Annotated in this window: 13 protein-coding genes; 3 read left to right on the top strand and 10 right to left on the bottom strand. The window is 55.2% G+C overall.

The features are described from left to right. Nucleotides 1–114: 114 nt before the first annotated feature. The 6 genes from V3W49_RS20590 to V3W49_RS20565 form a co-directional block, all read right to left on the bottom strand. Nucleotides 115–381, bottom strand: coding sequence for a DksA/TraR family C4-type zinc finger protein (locus V3W49_RS20590; protein WP_500147855.1), 267 nt, complete (start codon nucleotides 379–381; stop codon nucleotides 115–117). Nucleotides 382–499: 118 nt separating this feature from the next. Next, entirely contained in the window at nucleotides 500–748 is a 249-nt protein-coding gene (locus tag V3W49_RS20585; RefSeq protein WP_500147854.1) for a GlsB/YeaQ/YmgE family stress response membrane protein, read from the bottom strand. 280 nt (nucleotides 749–1,028) lie between these two features. Continuing rightward, nucleotides 1,029–1,706: a D-allulose 6-phosphate 3-epimerase gene (alsE, locus tag V3W49_RS20580; protein WP_500147853.1), complete on the bottom strand. Its 678-nt coding sequence runs from the start codon at nucleotides 1,704–1,706 to the stop codon at nucleotides 1,029–1,031. A 20-nt stretch (nucleotides 1,707–1,726) separates the two neighbouring features. After that, the gene (gene ulaA, locus V3W49_RS20575) at nucleotides 1,727–2,989 is read right to left on the bottom strand and encodes a PTS ascorbate transporter subunit IIC (RefSeq protein WP_500147852.1); all 1,263 of its coding nucleotides are present in this window, start codon (nucleotides 2,987–2,989) and stop codon (nucleotides 1,727–1,729) included. 30 nt (nucleotides 2,990–3,019) lie between these two features. Beyond that, nucleotides 3,020–3,286, bottom strand: a complete 267-nt coding sequence (locus V3W49_RS20570) for a PTS sugar transporter subunit IIB (protein WP_500147851.1) — start codon at nucleotides 3,284–3,286, stop codon at nucleotides 3,020–3,022. A gap of 8 nt (nucleotides 3,287–3,294) precedes the next feature. Further along, on the bottom strand, nucleotides 3,295–3,738 hold the full coding sequence (locus tag V3W49_RS20565) for a PTS sugar transporter subunit IIA (RefSeq protein ID WP_500147850.1): 444 nt from the start codon (nucleotides 3,736–3,738) through the stop codon (nucleotides 3,295–3,297). A gap of 223 nt (nucleotides 3,739–3,961) precedes the next feature. Between V3W49_RS20565 and V3W49_RS20560 the strand changes: the two genes are divergently transcribed. Then, nucleotides 3,962–5,017 (top strand): LacI family DNA-binding transcriptional regulator, encoded by a 1,056-nt coding sequence (locus V3W49_RS20560; RefSeq protein WP_500147849.1) that lies wholly within the window; start codon nucleotides 3,962–3,964, stop codon nucleotides 5,015–5,017. A 4-nt stretch (nucleotides 5,018–5,021) separates the two neighbouring features. Here the strand turns inward: V3W49_RS20560 and V3W49_RS20555 are convergent, their stop codons facing one another. Further along, entirely contained in the window at nucleotides 5,022–6,641 is a 1,620-nt protein-coding gene (locus V3W49_RS20555; protein ID WP_500147848.1) for a peptide ABC transporter substrate-binding protein, read from the bottom strand. A 179-nt stretch (nucleotides 6,642–6,820) separates the two neighbouring features. On the opposite strand from V3W49_RS20555, the gene mpaA reads away from it, so the two are divergent. Then, the gene (gene mpaA / locus V3W49_RS20550; protein ID WP_500147847.1) at nucleotides 6,821–7,537 is read left to right on the top strand and encodes a murein tripeptide amidase MpaA; all 717 of its coding nucleotides are present in this window, start codon (nucleotides 6,821–6,823) and stop codon (nucleotides 7,535–7,537) included. A 66-nt stretch (nucleotides 7,538–7,603) separates the two neighbouring features. On the opposite strand, the gene V3W49_RS20545 is transcribed toward mpaA, so the two are convergent. Both V3W49_RS20545 and ycjG read right to left on the bottom strand, forming a co-directional pair. Next, nucleotides 7,604–7,759 carry a Hok/Gef family protein gene (locus V3W49_RS20545; protein ID WP_500147846.1) on the bottom strand — a complete coding sequence of 52 codons (156 nt, stop codon included), beginning with the start codon at nucleotides 7,757–7,759 and terminating at the stop codon, nucleotides 7,604–7,606. A gap of 204 nt (nucleotides 7,760–7,963) precedes the next feature. After that, entirely contained in the window at nucleotides 7,964–8,956 is a 993-nt protein-coding gene (gene ycjG / locus V3W49_RS20540) for an L-Ala-D/L-Glu epimerase (RefSeq protein WP_500147845.1), read from the bottom strand. Nucleotides 8,957–9,098: 142 nt separating this feature from the next. Between ycjG and tpx the strand changes: the two genes are divergently transcribed. After that, nucleotides 9,099–9,599 (top strand): thiol peroxidase, encoded by a 501-nt coding sequence (tpx, locus tag V3W49_RS20535; RefSeq protein ID WP_500147844.1) that lies wholly within the window; start codon nucleotides 9,099–9,101, stop codon nucleotides 9,597–9,599. A gap of 55 nt (nucleotides 9,600–9,654) precedes the next feature. Here the strand turns inward: tpx and tyrR are convergent, their stop codons facing one another. Continuing rightward, a complete protein-coding gene (tyrR, locus tag V3W49_RS20530) occupies nucleotides 9,655–11,196 on the bottom strand; it encodes a transcriptional regulator TyrR (RefSeq protein WP_500147857.1) in 1,542 nt (513 codons plus the stop codon). Nucleotides 11,197–11,286: the final 90 nt, after the last annotated feature.

Genomic DNA, 11,286 nt, shown 5'->3' with positions numbered 1-11,286 from the left:
TGGTAAAAGAGAGGCCCCAGAAATACAGCAGGGCCCGGAGAAAAACAGCCAGTCAGTTGCTTAACTGACTGGCATTACCCGTAACCACGGACGATTTTTCATGCCTGACAGCCGCTAGCGCAACTGGCTATCCTTAGAGCCTCGCCGGTTGTATCCCGACCAGGCGGCGCGTTGCTTATCCGCCTTCTGTTGGCAGCTCACGCACAGCCGCACGCCGGGTATCGCCTGGCGCCGCGCCTCGGGAATGGGTTCATCGCACTCTTCGCAAAGGCGCAGGCTTTCCCCTGCCGGAAGTTCGCTACGCGCCCGGGCGACCGCATCCTGTACCGTGCTGTCGATTTGATCCTGTACCGCACCGTCGGCGGCCCAGCCTGAAGCCATAATATCCTCCACACTCGGGAATCACCAGTCTATTATATCACAGCAAGTACGTTTTTTAGCCAGAGCTCAGGCAAAGAAAAACCCGCCGCAGCGGGTTTTTCCTGACAGCTAAATTGACTTAGCTGCGTACTTTACGGTAGATAAACAGCACGACCAGTGCGCCGATTACCGCCACCACAAAGCTGCCGATATTGAAGCCATCAACCTTGCCGAAGCCGAACAGAGTGCTGATCCAACCGCCTACAACGGCACCGATAACACCAAGCACAACGGTCATGATGAAACCACCGCCGTCCTTGCCTGGCATAATCCACTTGGCCAGAATACCTGCGATCAAACCGAAAATAATCCAGGAAAGAATACCCACTGTTTCCTCACTTATCGTTTCATATTTACATTCTGGCGGAGCGTTAACATTTAAAGCCCCGCAGATAGAAAGTTAGCACAAGTACAGGATATCGCCAATCGACAATATAGATACATACTGATTCCGGCGTCGTCTTATTGCACCAATTGCACAGTAAACATGCACTATTGTGTCCCCGGATAACAAAGGAGAAGTCTCCCGGGGCCACCTCGGCCCAGAAAACAATGAATAATTGTCAGAATGCCGGGAAATATCTTAATTAACGGACGGCACATTAATTTTATGCCGCTGTCTCACGCTGGTAGTTGGCGATCATTTTATCCCAGGCGTCATTGACATTCTCTGCCAGCGAGAACAACCCGGAAGTACCAACGATAAAGACATCAACCCCGGACTGCGCAATGATGTTGAAGGTTTTTTCGTTGCATGAGCCATCGATCTCCGTCAGATAATGCCAGCCATGCTTTTCGCGCATGTCGATCAACGTCCTGATTTTATTAAGTGATTCAGGTATAAACTTCTGACCAACATAGCCCGGGTCAACCGACATTACCGTCACTTTATCCAGCAGATGGGCATACTCGCAAATGGCCTGCGCAGGCGTGGCCGGATTCAGCACCACGCCGCAACGGCGCCCTGCGTCTTTAATCTGATTGAGCAGCCTGAAGATTTTGTTATTCGCTGTTTCAGGATGAAAGCTGATAATATCTGCTCCCGCTTCAAGACACAGGGGAATAATGTCCTCAGGATGATTGACCATCAGATGTACATCAATCGGCACGTCGGTTATTTTCTTCAGATTCTCAATAAAGAATGGCGACAGCGTAATGTTTCTGACGTAATTGCCGTCCATAATGTCAACATGATAAAAATCCGCCCGGCGGTTCATTGCCGTAATTTGTTCCCTGAACTGTGTTAAGTCCATACACATTAATGAAGGCGAAAATTTAGCCACCATAGCTACCTCCGGTAAAGCGATTAATTAAACCAGGCCACAATATGTCCAAGGATGATGCCTGCCACGCCGAAGTCGGCATCGCCAAAAGTGGTGGACGCAAATCCCAGATCCCCCATCAGCGGCAGCAGAATGGCGGGCAGGAAAGAAATCAGTAATCCCTGGGCGAAGGCGCCGATCACCGCGCCGCGCCGCCCGCCGCAAATATTGCCGTAGACCCCCGCCGTGGCACCGCAAAAAAAGTGTGGCACCAGGCCTGGAACAATAACGCTCAGCCCAAACAGCGGACACAGGAACATACTGACCAGCCCGGCGGCGAAACTCGCCAGGAAGCCGACGATGACCGCATTCGGCGCGAAGGGGAATACCGTCGGGCAGTCCAGCGCCGGTTTAGCGTCTTTGACCAGCTTATCGGCTATCCCCTTGAAGGCAGGGACGATTTCGGCGATAACCATTCGCACCCCGGCCAGAATGATCCACACCCCGGCGGCAAAGGTCAGCGACTGGATAACGGCGAACACGATAAAGTTCTGACCTTCGCTGACGTGACTTTCCACAAATTCCTTGCCCGCCACGACCACCAGAACCAGAAACAGAATCATCATCGTCAACGAAATGGCCACCGACGAGTCACGCAGGAAGTTCAGCGACTTAGGCACTTTTAGCTCTTCAATCGATGGACTCCCCTTACCTGTCGCTTTCCCCACCAGCGCTGACAGCAGATAACCGGTTGAGCCAAAGTGTCCAAGCGCCAGATCGTCAGTTCCGGTAATTTTGCGGGTAAAGGGTTGCAGAATGGCCGGAGAAACCACCATCATCACGCCGAGAATAACAGCCCCAATCGTTACCACCCACGGCAGCGACAAGCCGCCGACGGAAAGAATAACCGCCAGCATTGCCGCCATATACAGCGTGTGATGACCGGTAAGGAAGATGTATTTCAACGGCGTAATACGGGCCAGTACGATATTAAACAGCATCCCAAGCACCATAATCATCGCCGTGGCGGTGCCATAGTTCTTCTGCGCCAGCGCCGCCATCGCATCCGTATTCGGCACCACGCCCTGAATATGAAATGAGTGTTCAAACAGCTGACTGAACGTCGCCAGGGTTGTGGCGATAATCGCCGCGCCGGAGGTTAAAATAACAAACCCCATAATCGTTTTCAGCGTGCCGGAAATCACATCCGAAAACGCTTTTTTCTGCAGCAGCAATCCAATTAGCGAAAATAAACCGACAAGTATTGCTGGTGTGCCAAGCACATCATGAATAATAAATTGCAGCATAGAATGACTCCGTGGGGCCACCAATGTTAATCACAGATTCTCGGAAAGAATCTCTTTAATTCTGTTATTATCTAAAAGATTGCTTAAACCAAAAACCCGGGCTGAATGACCGGATAATTGTTCAGCGATATCCTTGGCGCTAAGAATAATATCAGCAGTTTCGCTTTTTGCCGAAGTCAAATCGGTATGAGCGACTTCAGCTTCCTTATTAAGCTCATTGATGATTTTTTTGACGTTCATCTCTACAATAAAGCTACTGCCCAGGCCATTGCCGCAGACGATCAAAATCTTTTTCATTGCTCACCTCAATAACAATTCATAACATGTTGAATTTCTTTAACTGTTTTTGACTTCAGTAAATCTTCCAGGCGTGTTTCGTCACTGAAAACTTCCGCCAGAGAACTAATCATACGTATATGTTCATCACCTGAAAGCGCACATAGCATAATCACCACATAAATCGGATCATTTTCATTTGAGCCAAAGGAACCCCCTTTTTTTATATGCAGCAGTGACAATCCGTTTTTTATCACCCCCTGCTCTGGACGGGCATGTGGCATCGCCAGACCGGGCGCCAGAACATAATAAGGCCCCAATTCCTGATGGCTTTTTAAAATAGCCTGTGGGTACTGTTCGGTTATCGCCCCTGCTTTTATTAAGGGAACCGCGGATAAATTTATCGCCTGTTTCCAGTCGCTGACCGCATCAACGACTTGAATATTTTCATCGGGCAACCAGGTCGTAAGCATAACTGCCTCGTGACGTATTTAAGTGGGCCTACTATAGAGGAATAAATTTACCGCTTACCGTGATCAAAACCCCAAAGTTAGCGCTAACATTATAAAATGTTAAAAACTTTGTTATCGCTAACATTGCTAACGATGAATGTTCAGCGAGTTGCGGTTTTACCATGCTCAAAAGAGTGAACATCATTTACAATAGATCCCCGAAATAACTAACAGGAGGGGCTCCGTGCAGACGTTACCGACGGACGACGGAAAAGAAAAACGCAGAAAGAACACTGGCAAAATCACGCTGGCGGAAGTCGCCAGACTGGTCGGCGTCAGTACGATGACCGTATCCCGTGCGTTACGAATGCCCGAGAAAGTGAACCCGGAACTGCGCACACGCATTGAAGCGGCAGTGAATGAGCTGGGCTATGTTCCGAACCTGCAGGCACGCGGCCTGGCTTCCGCCGACTCCAGCCTCATCATGGGCGTGGTGCCCTCTTTTTCGCAACCGGGGTTTATCGCCGTCTCTGAAACCCTGCAAAACGTACTGTCGCGCCACGGCTATACCATGATGTTTATTGAATCCGGCCAGGGTGGGCAAAGCGAAGAAAAGGCCTTTCAGCAGATGCTGGCCTATAACCCCGCCGCCATCGTTCAGTTTAATATCGACAGCATTGATAGCTGTTCGCAAATGCTGACCAACTCAGGTATTCCGGTCGTCGAGATTGGCGCTATTAATCGTGAAGCGGCCGGTGTCAGTATCGGCGTCGATTACGCCGCCGCCATCAAAAAGCTGGTCACCGCGCTGGCGCAGGAAGGATATAAAAACCTGGGGCTGCTCTGCACCGCGTCGAATAACGTCATGTTCCGCCAGATCCTGGGGGGCTGGAACAGCGCGATGCTGTCGATAAGCCACTCGCCGCACCGGGTGGTTACGCCTCACCTTCCTTCCGCAATCTCGACCGGTTTTAACCCGCTGGGGGATATTCGTATTACCTGGCCGGAACTGGACGCTCTGATTTGCACTTCGGACGAAATTGCCTGCGGTTGCATTATGGCCTGCCATAATGCCGGCCTGAAGGTACCCGACGGCCTGGCGCTGGCGAGCCTCAGCGGCGGCACGCTCGCCGCCGTTTGCTCTCCGGCGCTAACCTCCGTGGAATTTCCGTGGGATGAAGCCGGAACGCTGGCCGGAAAAACGCTACTGGAACAGCTGGCGGGCAATAAATCGCAGCAGCTTATTGAGCTGCCATCAGTCCTGCAAATCCGCGCCAGCAGTAAGAGGTCATCGCATTAAGGCGTTAATGTTTTTCAATGTAGATGGTGCGGCTGTAGGCGACATCTTCCGGATTATTAATCGGATAGCCCTTCACCCATGGTTTAATCAGCCGCCCGTTAGTGTACTGATAAATCGGCGCAATGGGCGCCTGAGCCTGCAGGATCTTCTCTGCCGCATTGTAGTCCTGGTTGCGCTGCGCGGCATCCACTTCCAGGCTTGCCTGGTTCAGCACCTTGTCATAACCGGGATTATGGAAACGGGCGATATTGCCGCTGTGGCCGGAAGTCAGCAGCGTCAGAAAACTGGAAGGCTCGTTATAGTCCCCCACCCAGGAAGCGCGCACCACGTCGAAATTACCGCTGTTGCGGCTGTCGATATAGGTTTTCCACTCCTGGTTTTGCAGTTTTACCTGCACCCCAAGGTTCTTCTTCCACATTGACGCCACCGCAATGGCGATCTTCTGGTGGTTTTCCGAGGTGTTATACAGCAGTGTCAGATTAAGCGGTCGTCCGGGGCCATAACCTGCCGCCTGCAGCAGGGTTTTAGCCTGGGCGTTGAGTTCCGGCTGGCTGGCCTCTTGCAGCGGCGACGGCTCCGGCGTAAAGCCCGCCGTCACGTCCGGCGTAAAGCGCCACGCTGGCTTTTCGCCAGTACCCAGCACTTTCTCAGCGATGATTCGCCGATCGATAGTCATACTGAGCGCCTGGCGTACCCGGGCATCCGCCGTGGGCCCCTTCTCGGTATTAAAGGCATAATAGTAAGTGCCGAGCTGCGGCGGCGTATAAACCTGTCCAGGGATCTCCTTCATCAGCTTATGGTAGAGCTGTTTGGGAAAGGATTCAGTGATATCGATATCCCCCGCCAGGTAACGCTTGGTGACAGCGGACTCCTGGTTGATGGGCAGAAAGGTGACCTTATTGAGCGCCGTTTTTGCGTTATCCCAGTACTGGCGATTGCGCCCCAGCTCCAGTTTTTCATTTACCACTCGCTTACGCAGCACAAAAGCGCCATTGCTGACCATATTGCCCGGCTGGGTCCAGGCTTTGCCAAAACGTTCAAGGTTGGCCTGTTTGACCGGATATAGCGCAAAACTGGCGGCAAGCGAAGGGAAATACGGCACCGGGCGGTCGAGCTGCACCCGCAGCGTATGGGCGTTCACCGCTGTAACGCCCAGTTTATCGGGCGTCGCCTTGCCATCGGCGATATCGCGGGCGTTCAGAATCCCCGCCAGGCCAGCGAACCAGGCGAAGGGCGATGTGGTTTGCGGGTTCACCAGCCGGCGCCAGCTGTACACAAAATCCTCGGCCGTCACCGGAGTGCCATCAGACCAGCGGGCGTCATTACGCAGCGTAAAAGTCCAGACCCGATTGTCGTTGCTCTGCCATTTACGGGCAACGCCCGGTACCGGACGCCCCCGCTCATCCTGATTGACCAGCCCTTCGAACAGATCGCGGATGACCTGAATTTCCGGCAGGCCAACGGCCTTTGCCGGATCCAGCGAAGCTGGCTCATCTTTCAGATGGCGAACCAGCTCCTGGCGCGTATCAAGCGTTACCCCGGCAGGAATATCCGCCGCATATACGGAAGGAAACGCGCCGGCCAGCAGCAGCGCGCAGCAGGAATAGCGAAGTGCGTTTTTCATTAACGGCCCTTAAGACAAACGTGATGCTGCCGATAACAGCAGACCAGACGCAAAAAATCAATTAACTCAGTCAATTGTTGCGCGGCAGTGGGGTAGCATTGAGCGTGACTGAACCTAAGCGATGGCATTTTCATCACCGGCTGCTTTAATGAGATCAGGAAAAGGAGAAGGAAGGCCCTATGAGCACACGTCTGCCCCGTTCACAGCGCGGCCCCCTGCCCCCGGGCATCGAACGCTATGGCGAATCGGTACTTGGCGCACCGTTATTATGGTTTCCCGCCCCGCGCGCTGATGCCCGCAGCGGGCTGATTATTGCCGGCACCCATGGCGATGGAAATGCCGCCATAGTCAGCCTTTCCTGCGCGCTGCGCACCCTGGCACCGCCGCTACGTCGCCATCATGTTGTTCTCGCGGTTAATCCTGACGGATGCCAGCTGGGGCTGCGCGCTAACGCTCGCGGCGTCGATATTAATCGCAACTTTCCGGCGGCTAACTGGCGTCAGGGAGAAACCCGCTACCGCTGGAACAGCGTAGCCGACCAGCGCGACGTGGTGCTTTCCACCGGCGAAACGCCTGCCAGCGAGCCGGAAACCCGGGCGCTGTGCGCACTCATTCACCAGCTACGCCCAAACTGGGTCGTCTCATTTCACGATCCGCTGGGCTGTATCGAAGATCCCCATACCGGTACGCTTAGTGAATGGATGGCTGAGGCCTTCGGGATGCCGCTGGTCGCCAGCGTCGGCTACGAAACGCCAGGATCGTTTGGCAGTTGGTGCGACGATCTCGGCCTTTCCTGCATTACGGCAGAGCTACCGGCCATTTCCGCTGATGAAGCCAGCGAATGCTACCTGGAACCGCTGCTGCGCCTGCTGTGCTGGACCGAAAACGCAGAATAAGGGATGGGTGCTTAAGGCGCTGCGCTAACACAGTTTAGGGTGGGGAGCGCTCCCCACCGGGTTGCCTTACTTAAGAGCAATGCAGGCAGTGAAAACAGCAATCTCCGTGTGGCCGCTTCGGATGCGGACCCCACAAAGATCTTTCCTCATCACCAGTACCACCATAAAGGCGGTGATGCAGATAACGATCGGTGCGATAAGTATCGCCTTCTGCTGTTTCATCGTCGGCTACTCCTTGACCAAATGTTCTGTAAGAAGCTAACCTGCATGTGTCGAGCATGCGGACTAGCCTCAGGTTGATGATAAACGTCACCTGGGGCTTTTCTCTGCCTGCCTTCCACCAATGCTTAAGGCAGACAGCCTTAAGCACCCGCCGTTATCTTATTCAACCGACTGATGCGCCACAATTTTATCCGCCGCTGTTATTCATGATTTGCGAGACGGCCCGCGCTGGTCCAGCAAAATACGCCCGCCTTCATAGCGCAGGCCAGGCTCCACATCCACCGCCAGCCAGTCCGGCCCTTCCAGGTCCACATAGCGCGCCTGCGTCGCCAGGGGTAAGGCCGACGACACCGCCCGCGAAGTACAACTGGCGCCGCCCAGTACCACCTCGAAGCCCTGTTCACGAGCGGCGGCGGACAGAGCCAGACCTTCGGTCAGTCCACCACACTTGTCGAGCTTGATATTAATAAATTCGTAACGTCCCGCCAGCGCTTTCAGGCTGCTGCGGGTATGGCAGCTTTCATCGGCGCAGATCGGCAATGGATGAATAAAATTCTCAAGCGCCGCATCATCCCGGGCGGAGAGCGGCTGTTCCAGTAAAACCACACCGAGATCCGCCAGCAGCTGGCAGCGGGCCGCCAGACCGTCGCTGTGCCAGGATTCGCTGGCATCGACCATCAGAGAGGCGTCCGGCACGGCTTCACGGATCGCCACCAGGCGCTCGCTGATTAGCCTGTCATCCAGGCGCACCCGAAACAGACGGGCGCCCTGGTTATAGCGCCCCCGGGCGGCGGCGGCCATATGCGTCGGTTCATCGGGTTGCAGGGTACAGGCGCTCGTCACCTCTGATTTCAGCGTCACGCCCAGATATTCCGTCAGGCTCTGTCCGGCGCGGCGGGCCGCCAGATCCCAGAAGGCGCAATCCACGGCGTTACGGGCAGCTCCTGGCGGCAGGGCCTGCTGGAGCTGCTCTCGGGTCATCGACCGTTCCAGTTGCGGAAGGATACTGGCTATCTGCGCCATCACCGATGGCACACTTTCACCAAAGCGCCGCCAGGGAGCGCACTCCCCGACGCCGCGCCAGCCGTCCTCTTCCATTTCCACCACCACCACTTCAGCCTCGCTCCGGCTGCCGCGGGCGGTAAACAGCGGCGTACGCAGCGGCCACACTTCACGGTACATCCTGACGGCTCTCATTCTGGCTATTCCTGTCTGTTAGGTTATCCGGAGTATAGCGGGCGTACACTTTTGTGCCCCCGTCTCATATTTCTATGTTCATTAAGGTAATGTTGTCATACACTAGGGTACGAGTTAAACATATGTAAACAGGAAGATAATCATGTCCCAATCTGTGCATTTCAAGGGCAATCCGGTTCCCGTAAATGGGGAATTCCCAAAGACCGGCAGTAAGGCAAAGCCGTTCTCCCTGGTAGCGAAAGATCTTTCCGACGTTTCTCTGTCACAGTTTGCCGGCAAGCGCAAAGTGCTGAACATTTTCCCGAGTATCGATACCGGCGTTTGCGCCGCTTCGGTTCGTGAATTTAACAAACGCGCAAGCCAGCTCGATAACGCTGTGGTTCTGTGCATCTCCGCCGATCTGCCTTTCGCTCAGGCGCGTTTCTGCGGCGCTGAAGGTCTGGAAAACGTGGTAACGCTGTCCACCCTGCGCGATCCTGCATTCCTGGAAAACTACGGCGTGGCTATCGCCGACGGCCCGATGAAAGGCCTGACCGCCCGTGCGGTCGTGGTTCTGAATGAAAACGATGAAGTGATTTACAGCCAGCTGGTGAATGAAATCACCGAAGAGCCGGATTACGACAGCGCGCTGAAAGCGCTGTAACAAACAGGCGTCTGAACAGACGAGGCCTGCCCCATGGGGCAGGCTTTTTTTATGCTTACTCTTCGCCGCGGCGCTGCCCCAGACCATAGTCGCGCAGTTTGTTGGCGATGGCGGTATGGGAAACCCCCAGCCGTTTAGCCAGCTTGCGGGTGCTGGGATAGGAACGGTAAAGCTGCACCAGCACTGAACGTTCGAAACGTCGGGTGATGTCGTCCAGAGAACCTTCCAGCGCTTCGTCCCCCGGCGGTAAGGCGGCGGCGTCGAAATCCGGCAGCGCGATATCCTGAGGTCGTAGTTCGTAACCCTGTAGCTGAGTCAGCGCCCGATAGATGGCGTTCTTCAACTGACGCACGTTGCCGGGCCAGCCGTAGCGAGTCAGTACGCCGGAGAGTTCCGGGGAAAGACGCGGTCGCGCCAGGCCCTGTTCGTCCGCCAGCCGCGCCACAAACATCTCGGTCAGCGGCATAATATCCTGAGGACGATCGCGCAGCGCCGGCAGGTTCAGGGTCAGCACGTTCAGGCGATAGTAGAGATCTTCCCGGAACAGCCCTTTCTGTACCAGCTCCACCAGGTTTTTCTGAGTCGCGCAGATAACCCGCACATCCACGTGAATTTCATGATCCTCACCCACCCGTCGGAAGGTACCATCGTTCAGGAAACGTAACAGCTTCACCTGCATACGCGGCGACATTTCGCCAATTTCGTCCAGCAGTACCGAGCCGCCGTTGGCCTGCTCGAAAAAGCCCTTTTTGCCGGTGGCGCCGTCGCCATACAGTTCGCTTTCCACCGCGTCTTCCGGAATGGAAGCGCAGTTCAGCGCCAGCCACGGCTTCCGCGCCCGGGGACTGGCCAGATGGCAGGCGTGGGCCAGCAGATCCTTGCCGGTGCCGGTATCACCGGTAATCAGCAGCGGCGCGCTCAGGGTCGCCATTTTACGCGCCTGTTCCACCACACTGCGCATTCTGGGGCTCACCGCCACTATCTGGCTGAAAGCTTCGAGATCCACATCGTCCAGCGCCTGTAGCTGGCGCCCCATCCGCGCCGTGGAGCGCAGCATCACGACCGCCCCCACCAGCAGGTTATCGCCCTCTTCGCCGTCCAGATAAACCGGCGTCAGTTCCATCAGGAAGTTCTGGCCGTTAATGGCCACGTGGCGGTTGTGGGACTCGCGGGGCTCTGCTTCCAGCCAGCGCGGAAAATTGAAGCCGTCGAACAACGCAGAGGCGCTGTGATTAATTAGTTTGTCCACGCTCTGGCCGAACAGCGCGCAGCTGGCCGGGTTCGCCTGTTCAATGCGTCCTTTAAGATCCAGCGACAGTACCGGTTCCGGCAGCGACTCCAGCACCGCGCTCAGGGCGCGATGTTCGCGTTCGCTGGGCATCCAGGGAACGGTGCGCACGTCCGTCACGCCGGAAATACGGCGAATTTCCGCCATCAGGCTGCTGAAGGAGGTAAAATCCAGAGAAGCGAAGTTGAGGTAGATCTTACCGACAGGATCGATTTCAATGCCGCGGAGATCGATGCTGCGTAATACCAGCAGATCGAGCAGTTCGCGGGTCAGGCCGAGACGGTCCTGACAGATAACTTCCAGACGCATGGGAATGACGCTCACACGAAAGCAATGATTGGATAACAGAATAATACCCCAGAAGAAGCGTCCCCAGAAGGGATCTGTCAACAAAAATTG

This window comes from Rosenbergiella sp. YN46 (assembly GCF_036620675.1).
Classification (GTDB): Bacteria; Pseudomonadota; Gammaproteobacteria; order Enterobacterales; family Enterobacteriaceae; genus Jejubacter.
This window is presented reverse-complemented; position numbering and strand designations above follow the sequence as displayed.